This is a genomic window from Micromonospora chersina (assembly GCF_900091475.1).
Classification (GTDB): domain Bacteria; phylum Actinomycetota; class Actinomycetes; order Mycobacteriales; family Micromonosporaceae; genus Micromonospora; species Micromonospora chersina.
Genome location: NZ_FMIB01000002.1, coordinates 5,607,293 through 5,628,677 on the forward strand (window position 1 = coordinate 5,607,293; position 21,385 = coordinate 5,628,677).

A 21,385-nucleotide genomic window follows, 5' to 3' on the forward strand; every position below is an offset into this window, starting at 1 on the left:
CGGGATGACCGTCGACATCGAAGCAGCCAACCGCGAGCTGGCCGTGGCCCGGCAGGAGGAGAAGCCGTGCCCGCCGTTGCGCGGTCGGCTGCTGCCGGAGGGCGACATCGAGGCGGCCTACCAGGTGCAGCAGGTCTACACCCGGCAGCGGCTCGGCAAGGGCCACCGCCGCGTGGGCGCGAAGATCGGCCTCACCTCCCGCGCCGTGCAGGAGAACTTCGGTGTCTTCCAGCCGGACTTCGGGGTGCTCTTCGACGACATGGCCGTCGGTGACGGCGTCGAGGTGCCGATGAGCCGGCTGCTCCAGCCCCGGGTGGAGGCGGAGATCGCCTTCGTGCTCGGCGCCGACCTGCCCGACGAGCGGGTCACCACCGTGGACCTGATCCGGGCCGTCGACCACGTGCTGCCGGCCATCGAGATCGTCGACTCCCGGATCGCCGGCTGGGACATCTCCATCGTGGACACCGTGGCGGACAACGCCTCCAGCGGGCTGTTCGTGCTCGGCACCGCGCCCCGCCGGCTCGCCGACGTGGACCTGCGGCTCTGCGGCATGGTGCTGGAGCACGCCGGCGAGCCGGTATCGGTCGGCGCCGGGGCGGCCTGCCTCGGCAACCCGCTGCACGCCCTGGAGTGGCTGGCGGGCACGATGGCCCGCGCCGGCGACCCGCTGAAGGCCGGGGACGTGGTGCTCTCCGGGGCGCTCGGCCCCATGGTGCCCGTGACGCCCGGCGCGGCGTACGAGGCGCGGATCTCCGGGCTCGGCTCGGTGCGGACCTGCTTCTCGAAGGAGGCCTCATGACCGTCGGAGTGGCGGTGCTCGGGTCGGGCAACATCGGCACCGACCTGATGATCAAGGTGCTGCGGCTGAGTGACAGCCTGCGGATGGTGGCGATGGCCGGCATCGACCCGGGGTCCGACGGGCTGGCCCGGGCCCGCCGGCTGGGCGTGGCGACCACCGCCGAGGGCGTCGACGGCCTGGTGGCCATGCCCGAGTTCGCCGACGTGGAGCTGGTCTTCGACGCCACCTCGGCCGGCGCGCACCGGCGCCACGACGCGGTGCTGCGGTCGCACGGCCGGACCGTTGTCGACCTGACCCCGGCCGCCATCGGCCCGTACGTGGTGCCGCCGGTCAACCTCGACGAGCACCTGCACCAGCCCAACGTGAACATGGTGACCTGCGGTGGGCAGGCCACCGTGCCGATCGTGCACGCGGTCGGCCGGGTCACCCCGGTGGCGTACGGGGAGATCGTCGCCTCGATCGCCTCGAAGTCGGCCGGGCCGGGCACCCGCGCCAACATCGACGAGTTCACCGAGACCACGGCCCGGGCCATCGAGGTGGTCGGCGGCGCCGAGCGCGGCAAGGCCATCATCGTGCTGAACCCGGCCGACCCGCCGCTGCTCATGCGCGACACCGTCTACTGCCTCTGCCCGGACGCCGACGCCGACCGGACCGCGATCGCCGCGTCGGTGGCCGACATGGTGAAGACCGTGCAGGAGTACGTCCCGGGCTACCGCCTCAAGCAGGACGTGCAGTTCGACCGGGTGGACACGTACGCGCCGGTGCTGGGCCGGCACTTCACCGGGCTCCAGGTCTCGGTCTTCCTGGAGGTGTCCGGCGCCGGGCACTACCTGCCCGCGTACGCCGGGAACCTGGACATCATGACCTCGGCCGCGCTGCGCACCGCCGAGCGGCTGGTCACGCTCAGGAAGGCGGCCGCGCGATGACCGACCTCTACATCCAGGACGTGACGCTGCGCGACGGCATGCACGCCATCGCCCACCGGTACACGGTGGACCAGGTGCGGACCATCGCCGCCGCGCTCGACGCGGCCGGGGTGGCCGCCATCGAGGTGGCGCACGGCGACGGGCTGGCCGGCTCCAGCGTCAACTACGGCCACGGCGCGGCCGGCGACGCCGACTGGATCGCCGCCGCCGCCGAGGTGCTGACCAGTGCGCGGCTCACCACCCTGCTGCTGCCCGGCATCGGCACCATCGCCGACCTGAAGGCGGCCAAGGCGCTCGGGGTGACCAGCGTCCGGATCGCCACCCACTGCACCGAGGCGGACATCTCCGCGCAGCACATCTCCTGGGCCCGCGAGAACGGCATGGACGTCTCCGGGTTCCTCATGATGTCGCACATGAACGACCCGGCCGGGCTGGCCGCCCAGGCCAAGCTCATGGAGTCGTACGGGGCGCACTGCGTCTACGTCACCGACTCCGGCGGGCGGCTGCTCATGTCCGACGTGGCGCAGCGGGTCGACGCGTACCGGCAGGTGCTCGAACCGGAGACGCAGATCGGCATCCACGCCCACCACAACCTGTCCCTCGGGGTGGCGAACAGCGTGCTGGCCGTCGAGCACGGCCGGATCCCCGGCCCCGGGCCGGCCGGCGCGGACGCCCCGCACGGCCGGACCGTCCGGGTGGACGCGTCGCTGGCCGGCATGGGCGCGGGCGCCGGCAACGCCCCGCTGGAGGTCTTCGTGGCGGTCGCCGAGCTGCACGGCTGGAAGCACGGCTGCGACGTGTTCGCGCTCATGGACGCGGCCGACGACCTGGTCCGCCCGCTCCAGGACCGCCCGGTCCAGGTGGACCGGGAGACGCTCTCCCTCGGGTACGCGGGGGTCTACTCCAGCTTCCTCCGCCACGCCGAGCGCGCCTCCGCCAAGTACGGGGTGGACGTCCGCTCGATCCTGGTCGAGCTGGGCCGGCGCCGGATGGTCGGCGGCCAGGAGGACATGATCGTGGACGTGGCACTGGACCTGGCCGGCAAGGGGGACTCATGATCGGACCGGACGTCGCGGGGATCGCCGAGAAGCTGGGCGCGGCCGCCGACACGGCCACCGCGATCCCGCAGCTCGCCGCCGAGACCGGCCTCGACGTGGACGCCGCGTACGCCGTGCAGGCCGCACTGCTGCAGCGCCGACTCGACCGGGGTGAGCGGCTGGTCGGGCTGAAGATGGGGCTGACCAGCAAGGCGAAGATGGCCCAGGTCGGCGTGGACGAGGTGATCTGGGGCCGGCTCACCGACGTGATGCGGGTGCCCGACGGCGGCACCGTCGACGTGGCCGACTTCATCCACCCCCGGGTCGAGCCGGAGGTGGCGTTCCTGCTGGACCGCCTCCCCGAGCCGGGCGAGCCGGTCGGCTCCTTCACCCGGGCCGTGCGCGCGGTCGCCCCGGCGATCGAGCTGATCGACTCCCGGTACGCCAACTTCACCTTCTCCCTGCCGGACGTCGTGGCCGACAACACCTCGGCCGCCGCGTTCGTGGTCGGCCCCTGGTCGCCGGTGCCGGAGGGCCTGGACAACCTCGGCGTGCTGCTGGAGATCGACGGCCGGGTCGCGCAGGCCGGCTCGACCGCGGCGATCCTCGGCGACCCGCGCCGGGCGCTGGACGAGGGCATCCGGCTGGCCGGCCGGCACGGCGTCCGGCTGCGCAAGGGCTGGGTCTTCCTGGCCGGCGCGGCCACCGCCGCCGTGCCGCTGCGCCCCGGCGCGCACGTCCGCGCCGTCGTGGAGAAGCTCGGCAGCGCGTCGCTGAGGGCGGCCTCATGACGGCCCGGGTGGTGGCCGGGAAGGCCGTGCCGCGCGGCGCCTTCCCGCACGTCAAGGTCGCGGGCGGGTTCGTCTTCGTCTCGGGTACGTCGTCGCGCCGGCCGGACAACACCTTCGCCGGTGTCTCGGTCGACGAGTTCGGCACCACCGACCTCGACATCCGGGCGCAGACCCGGGCCGTGGTCGGGAACATCCGCGACCTGCTCCGCTCGGTCGGCGCCGACCTGAGTGATCTGGTGCAGGTCACCAGCTACCTGGTCAACATGAACGACTTCGGTGGCTACAACGAGGTGTGGGCGGAGTTCTTCGACGCCACCGGGCCGACCCGGACCACGGTGGCCGTGCACCAGCTTCCGCATCCGCACCTGCTCATCGAGATGCAGGCCGTGGCACTACTTCCGTCGGGAGGTCCGTCATGAGTGAGATCGCCGAGCCGTTCAGCTTCTCCGGTTGGATCGGGGAGAACCAGCACCTGCTCAAGCCGCCGGTGGGCAACAAGGAGATGCTGCCGGGCAGCGACGACTTCATCGTCATGGTGGTGGGCGGCCCGAACCAGCGCACCGACTTCCACGTCGACCCGTACGAGGAGTTCTTCTACCAGGTCAAGGGCAACATGCACATCAACCTCATGCTGCCCGAGGGGCCGCGTACGGTGCACGTGCGCGAGGGTCAGATGTGGATGCTGCCCCGCAACACCCCGCACTCGCCGCAGCGCCCCGAGGCCGGCTCGATCGGCATGGTGATCGAGCGGGTCCGCGAGGAGGGCACCCTGGAGAAGTTCCAGTGGTACTGCCCCGAGTGCAGCCACAAGGTGCACGAGGTGGAACTCCAGGTGCGCGACATCGCCGCCGACCTGCCCCCGGTCTTCGCCGAGTTCTACGCCGACGAGAAGGCCCGCACCTGCGGCAACTGCGGCGCGCTGCACCCGGGCAAGGGCTGATGCCGCACCGCGTCGTCGACGTGCACACGCACGTCGTACCCAAGGGGTGGCCGGACCTCGCCGCGGCCTGCGGCGGGGCCGGCTGGCCCTGGCTCCGGGTGGACTCCGAGCGCGCCGCCATGATCATGGTGGGGGAGACGGAGTTCCGGCCGGTCGGCGCGGAGTGCTGGGACCCGGAGACCCGCCTCGCCGACATGGCCGCCGACGGCGTCGACGTGCAGGTCGTCTCGCCCACCCCGGTCTTCTTCAGCTACGACCGGCCCGCCGACCAGGCGGTGAAGGTGGCCCGGATCTTCAACGACCTCATGTTGGAGGTCACCGCCGGTGGCGGCGACCGGCTGGTGCCGTTCTGCCAGGTGCCGTTGCAGGACCCGGACGCCGCCTGCGCCGAGCTGGACCGCTGCCTGGCCGCCGGGCACGCCGGGGTGGAGATCGGCAACCACGTCGGCGACCGCGACCTCGACGACGCGGGCATCGTGCAGTTCCTGACCCACTGCGCCGAGGTGGGCGCGCCCGTCTTCGTGCACCCGTGGGACATGCCGGGCGGCCCCCGGCTCGACAGGTGGATGGCCCGCTGGCTGACCGGGATGCCGGCCGAGACGCACCTGTCGGTGCTGGCGCTGATCCTCGGCGGGGTCTTCGACAAGGTGCCGGACACGCTCCGGATCTGCTTCGCGCACGGCGGCGGCAGCTTCCCGTTCTGGCTGGGCCGCGCCGACAACGCCTGGCACCGCCGCGGCGACCTGGTACGCGGCGCGTCCAGCGCACCGCCCAGCGCCTACGTCGACCGGTTCAGCGTCGACTCGGTGGTCTTCGAGCCGGCCGCCCTTCGGCTGCTCGTGGACACGATGGGCGAGGACCGGGTGCTGGTGGGCAGCGACTACCCGTACCCGCTGGGGGAGCGGCCGGTCGGGCAGGTGGTGCACCGGGCGGAGTTCCTCACCGACGCGCAGCGGGCCAAGCTCCTCGGCGGCAACGCCCTCCGCTTCCTGCACGGCTGACCGCGCCGCGGGCGCGCGGCGGGTGGTGAGTGCGAGGGCTGCCGTGACCAGGCAGGATAGGGGCATGGCCGAGCCGCACGACCTGACCGCGCTGGAGCAGGCCGCCGCGATCCGCCGGGGTGAGCTGTCCAGCGTGGAGCTTGTCGAGCACCACCTGCACCGGGTGGACGCGCTCGCCGACACCCTCGGCGCGTTCGTCACCGTCACCCCGGAACGCGCGCGGGCGGCGGCCGCCGCCGCCGACGCCGTGCCGGCGGACCGGCGCGGCCCGCTGCACGGGGTGCCGACCGCCATCAAGGACCTCACGCTCACCGCCGGCGTCCGCACCACCTTCGGCTCGGCCGCCTTCGCCGACTTCGTGCCGCCGGTCGACGCCGACGTGGTCCGGTTCATGGCCGGCGCCGGGCTGGTGAGCCTCGGCAAGACCACCACCTCGGAGCTGGGCTGCTCGCTCTACTCCGAGGGGCTCGTCGCGCCGCCGGCCCGCAACCCGTGGGGCCTGGGCTACACGGCCGGCGGGTCCAGTGGCGGGGCGGCGGCCGCGGTGGCCGGCGGCCTGGTTCCGGTGGCGCAGGGCTCCGACGGCGGCGGTTCGCTGCGCATTCCGGCGTCCCTCTGCGGCCTGGTCGGCTACAAGCCCAGCCGGGGGCTGGTCTCCGGCGGCCCGCTCGGCTTCGGCGCGTTCGGGCTGCCCATCAGCGGCCCGCTCGGCCGTACCGTGACCGACGTGGCCGCGTTGCTCGACGTGCTGGCGCAACCGGTGCCCGGCGAGCCGTACCTGGCGCCCGCCGCGCCCACCGGCGGCTACCTGGGCGCCGCCCGGGCCGCCGCGCCGGGCCGGCTGCGGATCGGCCGGTTCACCGCCCCGATGCTCGCCGACGAGCCGGTCCACCCGGACTGCGTGGCCGCCGTCGACCGGGCCGCCGCGCTGCTCAGCGCGGCCGGCCACGAGGTGGTCGACGTCCCCGCGCCGCTCGGCCCCGACGCGTGGCCGCTCTTCGAGACCGTCTGGTACGTGCTGGCGCTCGCCCCTGTGCCGGCGGAGCGGGAGAGCGACCTGCTGCCGCTGACCCGGTTCCTCCGGGCCCGGGGCGCGGCCGTCGGCGCCGGGCCGCTGATGGCCGCGCTCGGCGAACTCCAGGCCCAGGTACGTCGCGGCGTGAGCCGTACCGCCGGGTGCGACCTGCTGCTCTGCCCGACCCTGGCGGCCCCGCAGGCGCCCGTGGGGGCGTTCGCCAGCCTCGATCCGGCCGAGGATTTCGACCGGCAGCGGCGGTTTTCGCCGTACTGCGCCATCTTCAACGTGACCGGCGACCCGTCCGTTTCCCTGCCGGTCGGCCGGACCGCCGACGGGATGCCGGTCGGCGTGCTGCTCACCGGCCGGTACGGCGACGACGCGACATTGATAGCCACTGCCGCGCAACTGGAGCACGGCTGTGGCGGATGGGATCAGCACCCCGCAATCTGGCGGGCCGTCGACTCCGCTAACGTGAACAGCACAAGCGGAGTCGGGCGCGCGTCGTCATGACCGTCCACCCGACCCGGAAAATTCCTGGTCTCTCTTTCCGCCTGGGGGCGTTGGGATTGTCTGTTACCGAGACGTTGCTGGTCTTCGTCGGCATCCCGGCGGCCGCCGTGCTGGTGATCGCCGGGCTGGCGGCCGTGGGCAGCCGTGGTGGCGGCGGTGGCGGTGCCAAGCGCTACCGGCCCGGCCGGCCGTTCGACTTCACTCCGGTCTGGTTCCTGGGCCGCCCGGAGCAGCTGGCCGACTCGGCCGGCACCGCACTGGCCGCCGGCGCGCAGGCGCCGGCGCTGACCAGCCGCAAGCAGGAGCAGGCCGGCCGGGAGGCGCCGGCCGGTGGAACCGGAGGCGCAAGTGACCGTTGGTGAGAAGCAGGCCGCGACGGGGACCGGTAACCCGCCCGAGGTCCTGGACGGGCCGTTCTCGACCCGTCAGCTGCTCCGCATCGACGAGGCGCTCCGCCTGGCCGACCAGGGCACCGGCCTGGTCTTCTCGGTCTACGTGGGCGGCCTCGACGAGCCGATCCGCGAGCACGCCGGGCGGCTGCACCGCCAGCTCGCCGAGCCGGACCGGTCCGTGCTGATCGCCGTGTCGCCCAACCAGCGGCAGCTCGAGATCATCACCGGCCGGTACGCCCGCAAGCGGATCCCGGACACGTACGCCAAGCTTGCCGCACTCTCCATGGTGGCCTCGTTCGGCGGCGGCGACCTGGCCGGCGGCATCATCCAGGGCCTCGACCAGCTCGCCAGCCACGCCGGCAAGGGCTGAGCCCTCCCGCACACGAGAAAGCCCGGCCCGCGCAACGCGGGCCGGGCTTTCTCGTGTGCGGGGGGCAGCGAGGTCAGGCGCCCGGGTCGACAAACGGCCGGGGCCGGCGCGGGCTCCCACCCACACCGGCCCCGGCCGCGTGCTCGTCGGTCAGGCGCTCCGGGCGTCCCGGGCGCGGGCCTTGAGGGCGCGGGACACGCCGTCGCGGCCCTCCGCCACCAGCCGGCGCAGCGACGCCGGGTGACCCTCCTGGGCCAGCCAGGCGTCGGTGGCGGCCACCGTGTCCTCCTCGACCAGGTACGCCGGGTAGGCGAGCTGCACGAACTCCTGCGCCGGCTCGCTGTCCCGCTGCGCCCACACCTGCGCCGCGGCCTCGAAGTACTTCTCCCGGTACGGCGCGGTGAGCTCCACCTGCGCCGGGTGGGTGAAGCCCTGCAGCAGCGCCCGGTTGCGCCAGTTCGGCAGCGCCTCCGGGCCGGTGAGCTGCGCCCACACCGCCGCCTTGTTCTCGGCCGTCGGCACGAGCGCGTGCGCGTACGCGGCCTCCCGCTCGCCGCTGGCGGTCCGGTCGCCGGCCAGCTCGGCCTCCACTTCGGCCGCCCCGGCCGCGCCGTTGGCCACCAGCGACTGGAGGACGGTCCAGCGCAGCTCGGTGTCCACGGTCAGCCCGTCCGGCACGCCGGCGCCGTCCAGCCAGCCGCGCAGCGTGGCCAGGTCCTCGCCGGAACGGGCCGCGGAGGCGTACGCCCGCGCCCAGGCGAGCTGGAAGCCGCTGCCCGGCTCGGCCGCGGCGAGCGCGGTGCGGGCGGTCCGGGCCAGCTCGGCCCAGCCGGTCGGCGCCCAGGCCGGGTCGGCGTAGAAGGTGAGCGTGGTGGTCGCCTGGCGCAGGGTGGCGGTGACCAGGTTGATGTCGGTCTCCGCCGGCAGCCCGGCCAGCACCAGCGCCACGTAGTCCCGGGCCGACAGCTCGGCGTCGCGGGTCATGTCCCAGGCGGCGGTCCAGCACAGCGCGCGGGCCAGCGACGAGTCGAAGCCGGCGATGTGCTGCACCACTGTCGCCATGGACCGCTCGTCGAGCCGCAGCTTCGTGTACGTCAGGTCGTCGTCGTTGAGCAGCAGCACGTCGGCGGCCTGCTTGCCGTGGAGCACGGACAGCTCGGTCAGCTCGCCGGTCACGTCCACCTCGACCTGCTCCCGGCGGACCAGCCGCCCGTCGGTCAGGTCGTAGAGGCCCACGCCGATCCGGTGGGTGCGCAGGGTCGGGTGCCCGGCGGGCGCCTCCTGCCGGACCAGCACCCGCTCGTACGTGCCGTCGGCACCGATGGTCACCTCGGGGCGCAGCGTGTTGACCTGCGCGGTCTCCAGCCACTGGGCGGCGAACTTGCGCAGCTCCCGGCCGGAGGCCGTCTCCAGCTCGGAGAGCAGGTCGTCGAAGGTGGCGTTGCCCCAGGCGTGCTTGCCGAAGTAGGCCCGCAGGCCGGCCAGGAACGGCTCCTCGCCCACGTACGCGACGAGCTGCTTGAGCACGCTGGCGCCCTTGGCGTAGGTGATGCCGTCGAAGTTGACCTCGACGGCCTCCAGGTCCGGCATCTCGCAGTAGACCGGGTGGGTGGAGGAGAGCTGGTCCTGCCGGTAGCCCCAGTTCTTCCGGATGGACAGGAAGGTCGTCCACGCGTCGGAGAAGCGGGTGGCGTGGGTGTTGCACCAGTGGCTGGCCCACTCGGCGAACGACTCGTTCAGCCACAGGTCGTTCCACCAGCGCATGGTGACCAGGTCACCGAACCACATGTGCGCCAGCTCGTGCAGGATCGTGTTGGCCCTCTGCTCGTACTCGAAGTCGGTGACCTGCGAGCGGAAGATGTAGTGCGACTCGGCGTGCGTGACGCAGCCGAAGTTCTCCATGGCGCCGGCGTTGAAGTCCGGCACCCAGAGCTGGTCGTACTTGGGCAGCGGGTAGCGCACGCCGAACTTCTCGTGGAAGAAGTCGAAGCCCTGCTTGGTGATGAGGAACAGGTCGTCGGCGTCCATGTACCGCGCCATCGACGCCCGGCAGTAGGCGCCCAGGTCGATGCCGTCGTGGCTGTCCCGCACCTCGTGGTACGGGCCGGCGCAGAGCGCCGTGATGTAGGTGCTCATCCGCGCCGACTCGGCGAAGTGGACGGTCTTGAGCCCCTCACCGGCCGGCTCCTCGCGCTCCACCGGCATGTTGGACACCACCCGCCAGTGCTCCGGGACGGTGGCGTGCCAGGTGTAGACGCTCTTCAGGTCGGGCTGGTCGAAGCAGGCGAAGACCCTCTGCGCGTCGGCGGTCTCGAACTGGCTGTAGAGGTAGGTCTCGCCGTCCACCGGGTCGACCGTGCGGTGCAGGCCCTGCCCGCTGTTCGAGTAGCCGAAGTCGGCGTCGACCACGAGCACGTTCTCGGCGGCCAGGCCGGTGAGGGTGAGGCCCTTCTCGGCGGACCAGCCGGCGAGGTCGACCGGGGTGCCGTTCAGCGTCGCCGACCGCACCGACTCGGCGGCCGTCTCGATGAAGGTGCTCGCCCCCGGCTCGGCGCAGCGGAACCGGACCTCGGTCACCGACCGGAAGGTCTGACCGTCGGCCTGCACCGCGGTCGACAGGTCAAGGTTGATGTCGTACCCGGTGACGTCGAGCAGGCGGGCCCGCTCGGTGGCCTCGACCTGGGTCAGGTTGCGCACTCCCGGCACTGTTCGTCTCCATCCCACTCGTCTCGCCGCGCCCCGCGGCACCGGCCTCCCCGGCCCGCTCGTGACGGCCGGTCCGAAACCGAGTCTTCCATGCACGGACACCCTTCGGTGGCCGAGGTCACGCTCTCATTCCGGTACCGGTGGATGGCGGGTGGGGTGAGGATCGGAGGGGAAGGCGCCGGAGCTCCGGCGCCGTGGAGTCGTGAAGGGATGACACCGTGACCGAACGTGTCGCCGTGGACATGTGGTTCGACCCGCTGTGCCCGTGGGCGTGGATCACCTCCCGTTGGCTGCTGGAGGTCGAGCAGGTCCGGGACGTGGACATCCGGTTCCACGTGATGAGCCTCTCGGTGCTCAACGAGGGCCGGGACCTGCCGGAGCAGTACCAGGATCTGATGAAGAAGGGCTGGGGCCCGGTGCGGGTCTGCATCGCCGTGGAGCAGGCGCACGGCGGGGAGGTGCTGGGGAAGCTCTACACCGCGATGGGCACCCGGATCCACCTCGGCAAGGAGGAACTGGGCCGGGACATGCTGGCCGGCGCGCTCACCGACGTCGGCCTGGACCCGGCGCTCGCCGACGCCGCCGAGTCGACCGAGTACGACGAGGCGCTGCGGGCCAGCCACGAGGCGGGCATGCGGCCGGTCGGCACCGACGTGGGCACACCGGTGATCCACGCACCGGGCCCGGACGGCGGGCAGGTCGCCTTCTTCGGCCCGGTGATCACCCCGGCGCCGAAGGGCGAGGCGGCCGGCCGGCTCTGGGACGGCGTCCTGCTGGTGGCCGGCACCCCGGGCTTCTACGAGCTGAAGCGCAGCCGCGAGGTCGGCCCGGTCTTCGACTGAGCCGCGCCGGACGAGCCCCGCGCCGCCCCGTCACCGGGCCGGTGCGGGGCTCGTTTCACCGGGTGTCCCAGCCGGCGGCCCGTCCGGGGCCGCAGCCCGGCAGCTCCTGGAGGCGTTCCCATGGGTAAGCACCGCCGCCTGTCCGCCGACGCGCCGGAGACGGCGACCGAGGACTCCGGCGCGACGTACTGGTCGGTGGCCGAGGGCGACTGGCCGGCGGTCCCGGCGGAGATGGCCGGCCTGCTGGCTCCGCCGATCGTGGTCGGTGTGGCCCGGGTGGTGGCCACCTCACGGATGACCCCGCCCGCCGACGCGGGCCTGCCGGCCCGCACCCCGGGCACGGTCCGCACCAGCGCCGCGGCGGGCCGCCCGGCCCCGGCCGGGGCGACGACGGTGCGGCTCACCGCCTCCGGCGGCTCCCGGCCGGCCGCCCCGACGCCGGGCGGGAGCGCGGCCCCCGGCCGGCACCGCACCGGCTGAACCGCGTCCCCTTTCATCTGGTGGACGGCGTGCGGGTCCGGCACCGGCGCTCCGGACGGCGCGGGTAGCGTCAGCGGGCATGACGGTCGTGCATCCGATCGCCCGGGCCTGGATCACCACTGGCGGCACCGGCGCGCAGAACTACGACGAGTTCGCCGACGACGCGGAGATCACCGCCATCGTCGAGGCGAATCCGCACAGCGCCCTGGGCATCGAGATGCCCCACCGGGCGCCGGGGAGCCTCGGGAGGTCCTTCCTCGACGCGCTCCCCGACGCGGTGGCCCGCCTCGCCGAGGCGAAGGCGGACGGCAGCTACACCCCGGCCGAGCAGGTCGTGGTCCTCTACCGGATCAGCGCGCCGGGCGAGGAGAGCGCGTACGGGCTGTTCGCCATGGTCGACACCGACCAGATCTCCACCCGCGCCGACGAGCCCGGCCTGGTGATCCGCAACGAGGACGTGTTCATCGCGAAGGTGCGGGAGCGCGTCGCCCTGGCCGAGGCGCTCGGGCACCTGCTCTCACCCGTACTCCTGCTCCAGACCGGGCGCGGCGACGAACTGCACGCCGCGCTCGCGGCGGCGACCGAGTCGGCCGGCGCGCCCGCCGCCACCGACGTGGATCAGGCCGGCCGCACGCACGCCATCTGGCTGCTCGGCCCGGGCCCGGCGCAGGACGAGCTGACCGCCCTGGCGGGCGGCGGCGAGCTGGTGGTCGCCGACGGCAACCACCGCAGCCTGGCCGCGCAGACCGGCGGCTTCCCCCGCTTCCTGTCGGTGATCACCACGCCGGCGTCGGTCGCCATCCAGCCCTACAACCGGCTGGTCAGCGAGCTGACCACCACCCCCGACGAGCTGCTCGACCGGCTCCGCGCCGCCGGCGCGGAGATCACCCCGGTCGCCGGCCCGGTCGGCGTCCCGGCGACCGGCGGCACCGTGCACCTCCACCTCGCCGGCCAGGGGTACGCGGTGCGCCTGCCGCACGTCGGCGGCGACCGGCTGGAGAACCTCGACCACGCGCTCGTCGAGCGGCTGCTGCTGCGCGACGCCCTCGGCCTCGACCCGGGCGACAAGCGGATCACCTACGTGGGCGGCGACTACCCGGCGAACTGGCTCACCGGCGAGGTCGACGCGGGCCGGGCCGAGCTGGCCGTCCTCGTCGCCCCGGTGACCGTGGACGACTTCGTCGCGGTGAACCTGGCCCGGGAGAAGATGCCCCGCAAGAGCACCTGGTTCACCCCGAAGGCGCGGGCCGGCCTGGTCGTGGCCGAACTTCCCCGCTGACGCGTGTGACGAATCCGCCTCCGTGCCGCCGCCCGCGCGCCGGCACGGGGGCGGGCCTGTCAGACTGCGCGGTATGCGCGTCTACCTGGGATCCGATCACGCCGGTTTCGAGCTGAAGGTGCACCTCGCCAACCACCTGGCCAAGCAGGGGTACGAGGTGGTCGACGTCGGCCCGCACGCCTTCGACCCGGACGACGACTACCCGGCGTTCTGCCTGCACACCGGGCAGCGCGTGGTCGACGACCAGGGCAGCCTCGGTGTCGTCATCGGCGGCTCCGGCAACGGCGAGCAGATCGCCGCCAACAAGATCGCCGGGGTCCGGGCGGCCCTCGCCTGGAACATCGACACCGCCCAGCTGGCCCGCGAGCACAACGACGCCAACATCGTCGCGATCGGCGGCCGGCAGCACACCCTGGACGAGGCGACCGCCCTGGTCGAGGCGTTCCTCACCACCCCGTTCTCCGGCAACCCCCGGCACGCCCGGCGGATCGCCCAGGTCGCCGACTACGAGCAGAGCCGCCGGCTTCCCGACCTGCCCGCCTGACCCGTCGCTGGCGGGCGCGCCCGCGCGGGTCGCGCCCGTCACCGCCCGGTGCGGGGCAGCTCCTCCCGGGGCACCCAGTTGCGGCGGACGATCACCACCCGGGCCTCGGCCTCGGCCAGGTCCTCGTCGGTCGGGCGGGCGGCGTCCCGCGCCCGCAGCGCGGCGGTCACGCTCACCTGCGACGAGCCGGAGCCCACCAGGCCGCGCAGCCCCCGCTCGCCCTCGTCGGCGGGCGGCCCCGGACGCCGGCCCCGCGGCTCCTGCTCCGGCTCGGCGCGTCTGGCGCCGCCGCGCGGCGGCCGGGGGGCCACGTCGTCGTGCACCGCGGCCGTGCTCGCGCTCGGGCCGTCGGTGTCCGGTGTCCCGCCGTCGCCGTGGTGCCGCAGCCGTCGCCGCCGGCGCTCCGCATCACCCATCACCCGACCGTACCGGGCGCGGGAGGCGGCGGGGGAGTCAGAAGACCTCCATGGGCGCCGGGGCGCGGTGCCAGCCGAAGGCCGGGGCCGCCGCCGCCACCGTCCCGGGGACCAGCTCCCGGACCCGCCCGGCGGCGGTGAGCGCGGCCAGGCCGGCGCCGCCCAGGTAGAGCTCACCGAGGGCGCGGACGTCGCAGGCCAGCCCGGCGGGCGCCGTGGTGGCCGCGCACTCCGCCCCCGACGGGCCGCCGACCAGCCGCCACCGGCCGCCGTTCTCGGGCAGCAGGTCGTCGGTGACCTCGACCACCACGTCGACGTCCGTGGCGTACCGGCGGGCGGCCAGCGCGGCGGGCACGTCCACGACGCGTACCCAGAGGGCGTCGGCGAGCTGGGCGCCGAGCTGCCGCGGCTCGTCCACCAGCCGGAACAGCGGTTCGTCCACGGCGGCGGCGGAGAAGGACACCCGGCGGGTCAGGTCGATCGAGAGCAGCAGCCGCCACAGCGCCAGGTAGGCCTCCGGCCGGGCCGCCACCACCTCGCCCACCTGGACCTCGGCCCGTGGCCCGGTGCCGGCCCAGTCCTCCTTCGTCCGGTAGAGCGCGTACCCGTCCAGGCCGTCCGGCCCCTCGTGCAGCAGCACCCGGCGCTCGGTGGCGCCGCCGCGCAGCCCCTTCACGTCGGCGAGGACGTAGTCCCACCAGGGCTCGCTCCGGTGCGACCAGCCGGGGCGGTCGGCGCGCGCCCGCTCGTACAGCCGGGCCAGCTCGGCCCGGTGCGGCGCCGGTCGGTCGAGGCGGAGGGTGCCCTCGGCGGGCGTCGGGTCCGGCAGGCGCAGCCCGAGGGTGTCGCCGGCCAGCACGAACCGCTGCGCGGCCAGGCCGTAGCCGAACCGGGGATAGATCCGGCCCTCGCTGGCCCAGAGGACCGCGAGCGGCTCCCGGCCGGCGTCGCGGACCTCGCGGAGCTGCCGGCGCATCAGCCCGGTGAGCAGCCCGCGCCGGCGGTGCGTCGGGGCGACCGAGACCATTGTCACGTGCGCGGCCGGCACGCTGGCCCCGGGCACGGCCAGGTTGCGGGTGAACGCCGCGGCGTGCGCCACGGCGGTCGCGCCGTCGCGGACCAGCAGCGCCCGGTCCGGTTCGAAGATCCCGCGCTCGATCTTCAGCAGGTCGGGGTCGACGTCGCCGTGGAAGGCGAGCGCCAGCAACTCGGCGATCTCGTCGAAGTCCTCGGCCCGGGGCACCAGCGCGTCCGTCATCGGATGTGTCTAACCCATCACGTTCGGGGTCGGCACCCTATTTGCCGGCTCGCTACCCTCGGAACCGTGGCCGGCGTGGGTCGAGGGGGAGGACACGAGATGGCGGACCAGACACAGCCGTGGGCCGAGCGGACGGTCGAGGTGCCGCCGCAGCCCGGCGTGGTGCCCCCGCAGCGGGACGCGTTCCGGCGCGGGGTGGCGGCGGTCGGCCAGCCGCGTACGCCCCGGACCGAGCAGTTCCCCGCGGTCGACCCCGGCGACTGGACGGGTGATTCGTCGCCCCGGCGACCCATGGGCTGGCACCTCGCCCAGCTCCGCCGGGGCGGGGAGTGGAGCGCGGCCGGCGCCCTGTTCGCCTTCGTGTGCTGGGGCATCTGGGCGATCTCCGGCCGGGGCGACCTGGCCGCCCCGCTGCTCACCTTCGTTCTCAGCCTGCTCACCGCCGTCGGCCTGTTCGCCCTGGCCCGCCTCCTCGGCCGGCTCGTCCTGGAGCGGCAGCTCGGCCGGGTGCGGCGCAGCGCCCGCGGTGCGCACCTGGTGACGGCGCTCTTCCTGGCCGGCGTGGGAGTGGCCTACCTCCAGCAGACCGAGTGGGTGGTCTCCGCCTGGAACTGGGTGACCGGCAACTGACACCGTGGCCGCGGGCGGGCGGCCCCCCGCCGCCCGCCCGCGTGCCCGGTCGCGGTACGCCGCGACGCCGGTCGTCACTCCACCAGGACGGCGCTCGCATTACCCGGCCGGACGCGGTTCATCCGTCGCCCGGTGGGCTGAGCGGTCACTGGCCCTCGGCGTCGGCCTTCGGGGAGGCCACCCGTGCCGCCGGGTCCTCGACGCCCGGCTCGCCGCCGCCCGGCGCCACCATCCCGTCGTAGTTGTAGACGACGCCACCCTCGCCGTGCTGCTGCGTGGTCCGGATGTAGCGGTGGATCATGCCGTCGATCTCGATCTCCAACAGGGCCTGGTCACCCGCGTCCTGGCTGCTGCCGTCCCGGGGACCGCCCACCAGGTACGCCTTCGTGTTCGTCTCCATGTGCCAGCCGTACCCCTGGCGGACCGGGCGGAAACGGTGACGTCCACCGGCGGGGTCGGGCCGTTCACCGAGCCGGGGCGTGCTTCCGGCGCACCCGACCCGGTGAGCCGTTGCGCCGGCCCGGGGCTGCGGCCAGCATGACGGGATGGGCGCGTATCGATCAGCGTACGAGCGGAGCATCGCCGACCCGGCCGGCTTCTGGCGGGAGGCCGCCGCGGACCTCGACTGGCACCGGGCGCCGGAGCGGATCCTCGACGACAGCGGCGCCCCGCTGTACCGCTGGTTCCCCGACGGTGTGCTGAACACCTGCCACAACGCGCTCGACCGGCACGTGGCGGCCGGCCGGGGCGACCAGCCCGCCCTGATCCACGACAGCCCGGTCACCGGCACGGTCCGCACCCTCAGCTACGCCGAACTGCTCGCCGAGACCGCCCGGTTCGCCGGAGCGCTGCGCCGGCTCGGCGTCGGCCGGGGCGACCGGGTGCTGCTCTACCTTGCCATGGTGCCGGAGGCGGTGATCGCCATGCTGGCCTGCGCCCGGATCGGCGCGGTGCACTCGGTGGTCTTCGGCGGCTTCGCCGCCCACGAGCTGGCCGTCCGCATCGACGACGCCCGGCCGGCCGTGGTCGTCGCCACCTCCTGCGGCATCGAGGTCGACCGGGTGGTGCCCTACCACCCGATCCTCGCCGCCGCGCTGGACGAGGCGTCCCACGCCCCGGCGCACTGCGTGATCGTGCAGCGCCCGCAGGAGCCCGCTCCGCTGCTTCCCGGCCGCGACCTGACCTGGGACGAGGTGATGGCCGACGCCGAGCCGGTGGAGTGCGTGCCGGTCGCCGCCACCGACCCGCTCTACATCCTCTACACCTCCGGCACCACGGGCCGGCCCAAGGGCGTGGTCCGGGACAACGGCGGGCACGCCGTGGCGCTGCGCTGGTCGATGCGGAACGTCTACGGCATCGAGCCGGGCGACGTCTTCTGGGCCGCCTCCGACGTGGGCTGGGTGGTCGGCCACTCCTACATCGTCTACGCGCCGCTGCTCACCGGCGCGACCACCGTGCTCTACGAGGGCAAGCCGGTCGGCACCCCGGACGCCGGCGCGTTCTGGCGGGTGGTCGCCCAGCACCGGGTGGCCGCCCTGTTCACGGCGCCCACCGCGATCCGGGCGATCCGTCGGCAGGACCCGGACGGGTCGCTCCTGGCCGGCCACGACCTGAGCAGCCTGCGCACCCTCTTCCTGGCCGGCGAGCGGCTGGACCCGGACACCTGGGCGTGGGCGGGGGAGCGGCTCGGCGTACCCGTCGTGGACAACTGGTGGCAGACGGAGACCGGCTGGCCGGTGGCGGCCAACCCGCGCGGCCTGGAGCCGCTGCCGATCAAGCCCGGCTCCCCGTCGGTGCCCGTCCCCGGCTACGACGTCCGGGTGGTCGACGGCGGCGGCCGGGAGGTGCCGCCCGGCACCGACGGCTCGATCGTGATCCGGCTGCCCCTGCCACCGGGCTGCCTGCCCACCCTCTGGGGCGACGACGAGCGCTTCGTCCGCTCCTACCTCGCCACCTTCCCCGGCTACTACCTGACCGGCGACGGCGGCCGGTTCGACGACGACGGCTACCTCTACGTGATGGGCCGCACCGACGACGTGATCAACGTGGCCGGGCACCGCCTCTCGACCGGGGCGATGGAGGAGGTGCTGGCGACGCACCCGGCGGTCGCCGAGTGCGCGGTCATCGGCGTGGCCGACGCGCTCAAGGGCCAGGTGCCCAGCGGGTACGTGGTGCTCAAGGCCGGCGCCGACGCGGACCCGGACGCGCTCGCCGGTGAGCTCGTCGCCCTGGTCCGGCAGCGGATCGGGCCGGTGGCCGCGTTCCGCCGGGTGACAGTGGTGCCGGCGCTGCCCAAGACCCGCTCCGGCAAGATCCTGCGCCGGACCATGCGCGGACTGGTCGAGGGGCGGGACGAGCCGGTGCCGCCGACCATCGAGGACCCGGCGGCGCTTGCCGTCTTCCGTGACCTCGGCGCTACTCCTTGACGAAGCGGTACAGCACGAAGTCCTCCTCCGAGCCGCACACGACGATCCGGGTGTTCCAGGAGCAGGAGTCGCCGCGGACGTCCTTCAGCTCACCGAGCTGGGCCACAGTGCCCGACCCGGCGCCCACCCCGGCCACGCTCCGGTCGTCCACCCCGCTGCCCAGCGGGTCGGCGAAGACCAGCAGGTTGCCGGCGTCGACCCGGACGGCCACCCCGTCCTCGTCGTCGAGCACCTTCGTCCCGTCCGGCGCGAAGAGGGTCGCCGCCGGCTCCGGGTAGAGGCGCCGGGCCAGCACCCGCTCGCCGACCGGCACCAGCTGGGCCATCCCCGGCGCGGGCCACCTCTTGACGTCCTTGTCCTCCTGCGCGGCCACCACGACGGCTGTCTTGTCGTCGGAGTCGGTCACCTCCAGCAGGCAGGCCCGGTGCTCCCCGCACGGCGCCAGCGCCTTCGCCCGCCGGTCGTTGTCCTCCGCCCGGTAGAGCACGCTCGGCTGCGCCTGCTTCCCCAGGTCGTACGCGAGCAGCCGCCCGTCGTCCCCCGCCACGAAGAGCCGGTCCTCGTGGGCCGCCACCAGGTCGTCCGGCTCGGCCACCGCCTTCCAGTCGCGGACCACGTCGCCCGACCCGAGGTCGATCAGCCGGACCGACCTGTCCGCGCTCACCTGCACGAGTTGCTCGACCGGGCCCTGCTCCGGGTCACGGGGCGACCCGTCGCCGTATCCGGGGCCGGAGATCGCCTCGTCGGTGGTCACCGGGTGCACGCTGTCGCGCGTGCCGCCGTACTGGTCGGTGAGGTCGGCCAACGACCACTTCTCGTCGCCGTTGCTCAGCCTGAGCCCCACGAGCCGCTTCCGCTCGTGGTCGGTGACCGCCACCACGTCCCTGCCGACGAACAACTCGTCGTCCCCCTGCACGGTGTGCCGCCAGCGCGGCCCGCCGTTCCCGCCGTCGAGCACCTCGAGCTGGCGCGGGGTGCTGCTGCCCGCGGCGTCCGCGAGCAGCGCCACCGCGCCGGGCAGCGCGACCACGCCGGCCCACTGGTCGGCGGTGGTGGCGCTCTCCTTGCGCCACAGCTCCTTGCCGGTGCCCGCCTCGACGGCCACCACCGCCAGCCGGTCGTCCGCACGCGGATAGGCCAGGTAGGCCCGGTCGCCCGCGACCGCCGTGAACATCGCCACGGGCCGCTCCCCGCCCGCCGCGACGCGGACGGGCTTGCCGAACGCCTCGAAGTCCAGCTCCGGGTGGCGGTCCCGGATCAGGTAGAGCACGGTCGCGGTGGCCACCCCGGCCAGGGCCACCACGGCGCCGACCGAGATCCACAGCGCCCGCCGGGGCCGGCCACCGCCGGTCGGCGCGGCCGGTGATCCGGGCGCCCCGTTCGCGGGTACGCCGGTCGAGCCCGGCCACGCGCCCGGCTGGTGCGGGATGCCGGGCCCCTGCGGAGGCACGCCGCCGACCGGCGAGCCGGGCGGGACGGGCGCGGAGGCCGGCGTACCCGAAACGGGTGGGTGCGGGGCCACGGCGGTGCCGTGCGGTCCGGCGGCGAGCGGCGTGCCCGGTGCGGGTGAGTGCGGGGCCACGGCGGTGCCGTGCGGTCCGGCGGCGAGCGGCGTGCCCGGTGCGGGTGAGTGCGGGGCCACGGCGGTGCCGTGCGGTCCGGCGGCGAGCGGCGTGCCCTGCGGTCCGGCGGCGACGTGCGTGCCGTTGGGGCCGGCGAGGGCCGCGCCGGCCGGGGCCAGCGGCAGCGGCGGGGCGGCCGGCCGGTTCCGCCGCAGCGGCAGGTCGGTCAGCGCGCCCTCGGCGACCGGCAGTTCGGGCTGCTCCAGCACGGTGGGCGCGATCCCCAGGTCGGCGTGGAGCAGCCGTGCCACCAGGGGGATCCGCGACGAGCCGCCCACCAGGAACAGCCCGGCGAGGCGTTCCGGGGTCAGCCCGGCCCCGGCGATCACCCGCCGGGTCTCGGCGACCGCCCGCCGCAGCAGCGGTGCGGCCACCCCCTCCAGTTCGGCCCGGCTCAGCGACACGGCGGCCGGCACCCCCGGAACCGCCACCGGCGCCGCCGTCGTGCGGGACAGCATCTCCTTCGCGCCCCGGACGTGCTCGACGAACTGGAGCCGTTCCCGCCACCCGGTGGTGTCGGCCGGCTCGCTCAACCGCGCCCACTGCGCCGGGTGGGTGGCGGCGACCCGCGCGCCGACCAGCGCGAGCAGTGCGGCGTCCAGGTCCAGCCCGCCCAGGTCGTCGAGGCCGCCGCAGGAGATCACCCGGAAGCCGGAGTCGCCCCACGGGTCGGCGCCCTCGTTGCGGACCACGGCGACGTCCAGCGTCCCGCCGCCGAAGTCGAAGACCGCCACCGACTCGCCGACCGGGACCGGCCGGCGCAGCACCTCGGTGTAGTAGCGGGCCGCCGCGACCGGCTCGCGCAGCAGCCGGGTGCCGGGCGGGGTGGGACCGGAGAGGGTGTGCTCGGCCGCCGACGGCCAGCCGGCCAGGGCGAGCCCCTCGGCGAGCACCTGCCGCCGGTCGGCGTCCCAGGTGGCCGGGCAGGTGACCACCGCGGGCGGCAGGAACCCCAGCGCGCCCACCGCGGCCTCGCCCACCGCGCGCAGCACCCCGCCGAGCAGTTCGGCCGGGCGGTACCGGCGGTCGCCGAGCGTCACCTCCGGCTCGTCGACGCGGCGCTTGGGGTTCGGCTCGTAGCGGTCCGGGTCGGCGTGGGCCAGGCGCAGCGCGTCCCGCCCCACGTGCAGGCGCCCGTCGGTGTCGGCGTACACACCGGACGGCAGGATCGGCTCGCCGTCCACCAGCAACGGGCGCGTACGCCCGTCCGGCCAGCGCAGCACGGCCACGGTGTTCGAGGTGCCGAGGTCCACGCCGAGGGCGAAACCGTCCCGCTGGCCTGACATCCGTCCCTACCTCCACCCGACGAGGGGATGTCCGGCCCCGCATCGTACGCAGCCCTCGCCGCCGCTGGTTCGCGGTGGGCGGCGCGGAAACCCGAGTGCGGCACCCGGCCGG

Annotated in this window: 21 protein-coding genes; 16 read left to right on the forward strand and 5 right to left on the reverse strand. The window is 74.7% G+C overall.

Going from position 1 to position 21,385, the window contains the following annotated elements:
* Nucleotides 1–4: 4 nt before the first annotated feature.
* The 10 genes from GA0070603_RS26150 (at nucleotide 5) to GA0070603_RS26195 (ending at nucleotide 7,784) form a co-directional block, all read left to right on the forward strand.
* Nucleotides 5–799 (forward strand): 2-keto-4-pentenoate hydratase, encoded by a 795-nt coding sequence (locus GA0070603_RS26150; RefSeq protein WP_091319063.1) that lies wholly within the window; start codon nucleotides 5–7, stop codon nucleotides 797–799.
* The gene (locus GA0070603_RS26155; protein WP_091319066.1) at nucleotides 796–1,725 is read left to right on the forward strand and encodes an acetaldehyde dehydrogenase (acetylating); all 930 of its coding nucleotides are present in this window, start codon (nucleotides 796–798) and stop codon (nucleotides 1,723–1,725) included. Before GA0070603_RS26150 ends, GA0070603_RS26155 begins: the two co-directional genes overlap by 4 nt.
* Nucleotides 1,722–2,783 (forward strand): 4-hydroxy-2-oxovalerate aldolase, encoded by a 1,062-nt coding sequence (gene dmpG, locus GA0070603_RS26160; RefSeq protein WP_091319069.1) that lies wholly within the window; start codon nucleotides 1,722–1,724, stop codon nucleotides 2,781–2,783. The genes GA0070603_RS26155 and dmpG overlap by 4 nt, the downstream gene beginning before the upstream one ends.
* Nucleotides 2,780–3,553: a 2-keto-4-pentenoate hydratase gene (locus GA0070603_RS26165; protein ID WP_091319071.1), complete on the forward strand. Its 774-nt coding sequence runs from the start codon at nucleotides 2,780–2,782 to the stop codon at nucleotides 3,551–3,553. The genes dmpG and GA0070603_RS26165 overlap by 4 nt, the downstream gene beginning before the upstream one ends.
* Nucleotides 3,550–3,972 carry a RidA family protein gene (locus GA0070603_RS26170; RefSeq protein ID WP_091319073.1) on the forward strand — a complete coding sequence of 141 codons (423 nt, stop codon included), beginning with the start codon at nucleotides 3,550–3,552 and terminating at the stop codon, nucleotides 3,970–3,972. The genes GA0070603_RS26165 and GA0070603_RS26170 overlap by 4 nt, the downstream gene beginning before the upstream one ends.
* Complete coding sequence (locus GA0070603_RS26175; RefSeq protein ID WP_091319075.1) at nucleotides 3,969–4,493, forward strand: 3-hydroxyanthranilate 3,4-dioxygenase; 525 nt, start codon at nucleotides 3,969–3,971, stop codon at nucleotides 4,491–4,493. Before GA0070603_RS26170 ends, GA0070603_RS26175 begins: the two co-directional genes overlap by 4 nt.
* Nucleotides 4,493–5,494: an amidohydrolase family protein gene (locus GA0070603_RS26180; protein ID WP_091319077.1), complete on the forward strand. Its 1,002-nt coding sequence runs from the start codon at nucleotides 4,493–4,495 to the stop codon at nucleotides 5,492–5,494. The genes GA0070603_RS26175 and GA0070603_RS26180 overlap by 1 nt, the downstream gene beginning before the upstream one ends.
* Nucleotides 5,495–5,558: 64 nt before the next feature.
* Complete coding sequence (locus GA0070603_RS26185) at nucleotides 5,559–7,022, forward strand: amidase (protein ID WP_091319079.1); 1,464 nt, start codon at nucleotides 5,559–5,561, stop codon at nucleotides 7,020–7,022.
* 56 nt (nucleotides 7,023–7,078) lie between these two features.
* Complete coding sequence (gene ctaJ / locus GA0070603_RS26190; protein WP_449850575.1) at nucleotides 7,079–7,384, forward strand: aa3-type cytochrome oxidase subunit CtaJ; 306 nt, start codon at nucleotides 7,079–7,081, stop codon at nucleotides 7,382–7,384.
* Nucleotides 7,371–7,784, forward strand: coding sequence for a DUF5130 family protein (locus GA0070603_RS26195; protein WP_091319084.1), 414 nt, complete (start codon nucleotides 7,371–7,373; stop codon nucleotides 7,782–7,784). Before ctaJ ends, GA0070603_RS26195 begins: the two co-directional genes overlap by 14 nt.
* 150 nt (nucleotides 7,785–7,934) lie before the next feature.
* Here the strand turns inward: GA0070603_RS26195 and pepN are convergent, their stop codons facing one another.
* Complete coding sequence (gene pepN / locus GA0070603_RS26200) at nucleotides 7,935–10,481, reverse strand: aminopeptidase N (RefSeq protein WP_091319087.1); 2,547 nt, start codon at nucleotides 10,479–10,481, stop codon at nucleotides 7,935–7,937.
* 227 nt (nucleotides 10,482–10,708) lie between these two features.
* Between pepN and GA0070603_RS26205 the strand changes: the two genes are divergently transcribed.
* The 4 genes from GA0070603_RS26205 (at nucleotide 10,709) to GA0070603_RS26220 (ending at nucleotide 13,635) form a co-directional block, all read left to right on the forward strand.
* Nucleotides 10,709–11,332, forward strand: a complete 624-nt coding sequence (locus GA0070603_RS26205) for a mycothiol-dependent nitroreductase Rv2466c family protein (protein WP_091319089.1) — start codon at nucleotides 10,709–10,711, stop codon at nucleotides 11,330–11,332.
* A 120-nt stretch (nucleotides 11,333–11,452) separates the two neighbouring features.
* Entirely contained in the window at nucleotides 11,453–11,812 is a 360-nt protein-coding gene (locus tag GA0070603_RS26210; RefSeq protein WP_091319091.1) for a hypothetical protein, read from the forward strand.
* A gap of 79 nt (nucleotides 11,813–11,891) precedes the next feature.
* A complete protein-coding gene (locus GA0070603_RS26215; protein WP_091319094.1) occupies nucleotides 11,892–13,091 on the forward strand; it encodes a DUF1015 family protein in 1,200 nt (399 codons plus the stop codon).
* Between the two features lie 73 nt (nucleotides 13,092–13,164).
* Nucleotides 13,165–13,635, forward strand: a complete 471-nt coding sequence (locus tag GA0070603_RS26220) for a ribose-5-phosphate isomerase (protein WP_091319096.1) — start codon at nucleotides 13,165–13,167, stop codon at nucleotides 13,633–13,635.
* Between the two features lie 38 nt (nucleotides 13,636–13,673).
* Here GA0070603_RS26220 and GA0070603_RS26225 read toward each other — a convergent pair whose 3' ends face one another.
* Nucleotides 13,674–14,051 (reverse strand): hypothetical protein, encoded by a 378-nt coding sequence (locus GA0070603_RS26225; protein WP_091319098.1) that lies wholly within the window; start codon nucleotides 14,049–14,051, stop codon nucleotides 13,674–13,676.
* Between the two features lie 37 nt (nucleotides 14,052–14,088).
* Nucleotides 14,089–15,309, reverse strand: coding sequence for a GNAT family N-acetyltransferase (locus GA0070603_RS26230; protein ID WP_091319099.1), 1,221 nt, complete (start codon nucleotides 15,307–15,309; stop codon nucleotides 14,089–14,091).
* A 99-nt stretch (nucleotides 15,310–15,408) separates the two neighbouring features.
* On the opposite strand from GA0070603_RS26230, the gene GA0070603_RS26235 reads away from it, so the two are divergent.
* Nucleotides 15,409–15,939: a hypothetical protein gene (locus GA0070603_RS26235; RefSeq protein ID WP_091319101.1), complete on the forward strand. Its 531-nt coding sequence runs from the start codon at nucleotides 15,409–15,411 to the stop codon at nucleotides 15,937–15,939.
* 145 nt (nucleotides 15,940–16,084) lie between these two features.
* Here GA0070603_RS26235 and GA0070603_RS26240 read toward each other — a convergent pair whose 3' ends face one another.
* On the reverse strand, nucleotides 16,085–16,339 hold the full coding sequence (locus tag GA0070603_RS26240) for a hypothetical protein (RefSeq protein ID WP_091319103.1): 255 nt from the start codon (nucleotides 16,337–16,339) through the stop codon (nucleotides 16,085–16,087).
* A 145-nt stretch (nucleotides 16,340–16,484) separates the two neighbouring features.
* Between GA0070603_RS26240 and GA0070603_RS26245 the strand changes: the two genes are divergently transcribed.
* Nucleotides 16,485–18,365 carry a propionyl-CoA synthetase gene (locus tag GA0070603_RS26245; RefSeq protein WP_091319105.1) on the forward strand — a complete coding sequence of 627 codons (1,881 nt, stop codon included), beginning with the start codon at nucleotides 16,485–16,487 and terminating at the stop codon, nucleotides 18,363–18,365.
* Here the strand turns inward: GA0070603_RS26245 and GA0070603_RS26250 are convergent.
* Nucleotides 18,355–21,273 (reverse strand): Hsp70 family protein, encoded by a 2,919-nt coding sequence (locus GA0070603_RS26250; RefSeq protein WP_091319107.1) that lies wholly within the window; start codon nucleotides 21,271–21,273, stop codon nucleotides 18,355–18,357. The two genes, GA0070603_RS26245 and GA0070603_RS26250, sit on opposite strands and share 11 nt — an antisense overlap.
* Nucleotides 21,274–21,385: the final 112 nt, after the last annotated feature.

Excerpts from the sequence above, each read along its gene's own strand:
- dmpG (WP_091319069.1), top strand. The coding sequence starts at position 1,722 with ATGACCGACCTCTACATCCAGGACGTGACGCTGCGCGACGGCATGCAC.
- GA0070603_RS26155 (WP_091319066.1), top strand. The coding sequence starts at position 796 with ATGACCGTCGGAGTGGCGGTGCTCGGGTCGGGCAACATCGGCACCGAC.
- GA0070603_RS26215 (WP_091319094.1), top strand. The coding sequence starts at position 11,892 with ATGACGGTCGTGCATCCGATCGCCCGGGCCTGGATCACCACTGGCGGC.
- GA0070603_RS26165 (WP_091319071.1), top strand. The coding sequence starts at position 2,780 with ATGATCGGACCGGACGTCGCGGGGATCGCCGAGAAGCTGGGCGCGGCC.
- GA0070603_RS26150 (WP_091319063.1), top strand. The coding sequence starts at position 5 with ATGACCGTCGACATCGAAGCAGCCAACCGCGAGCTGGCCGTGGCCCGG.
- GA0070603_RS26185 (WP_091319079.1), top strand. The coding sequence starts at position 5,559 with ATGGCCGAGCCGCACGACCTGACCGCGCTGGAGCAGGCCGCCGCGATC.
- GA0070603_RS26240 (WP_091319103.1), bottom strand. The coding sequence starts at position 16,339 with ATGGAGACGAACACGAAGGCGTACCTGGTGGGCGGTCCCCGGGACGGC.
- GA0070603_RS26230 (WP_091319099.1), bottom strand. The coding sequence starts at position 15,309 with ATGACGGACGCGCTGGTGCCCCGGGCCGAGGACTTCGACGAGATCGCC.
- GA0070603_RS26210 (WP_091319091.1), top strand. The coding sequence starts at position 11,453 with ATGGGTAAGCACCGCCGCCTGTCCGCCGACGCGCCGGAGACGGCGACC.
- GA0070603_RS26220 (WP_091319096.1), top strand. The coding sequence starts at position 13,165 with ATGCGCGTCTACCTGGGATCCGATCACGCCGGTTTCGAGCTGAAGGTG.
- GA0070603_RS26245 (WP_091319105.1), top strand. The coding sequence starts at position 16,485 with ATGGGCGCGTATCGATCAGCGTACGAGCGGAGCATCGCCGACCCGGCC.
- GA0070603_RS26235 (WP_091319101.1), top strand. The coding sequence starts at position 15,409 with ATGGCGGACCAGACACAGCCGTGGGCCGAGCGGACGGTCGAGGTGCCG.
- GA0070603_RS26225 (WP_091319098.1), bottom strand. The coding sequence starts at position 14,051 with ATGGGTGATGCGGAGCGCCGGCGGCGACGGCTGCGGCACCACGGCGAC.
- GA0070603_RS26180 (WP_091319077.1), top strand. The coding sequence starts at position 4,493 with ATGCCGCACCGCGTCGTCGACGTGCACACGCACGTCGTACCCAAGGGG.
- GA0070603_RS26250 (WP_091319107.1), bottom strand. The coding sequence starts at position 21,273 with ATGTCAGGCCAGCGGGACGGTTTCGCCCTCGGCGTGGACCTCGGCACC.
- GA0070603_RS26170 (WP_091319073.1), top strand. The coding sequence starts at position 3,550 with ATGACGGCCCGGGTGGTGGCCGGGAAGGCCGTGCCGCGCGGCGCCTTC.
- GA0070603_RS26175 (WP_091319075.1), top strand. The coding sequence starts at position 3,969 with ATGAGTGAGATCGCCGAGCCGTTCAGCTTCTCCGGTTGGATCGGGGAG.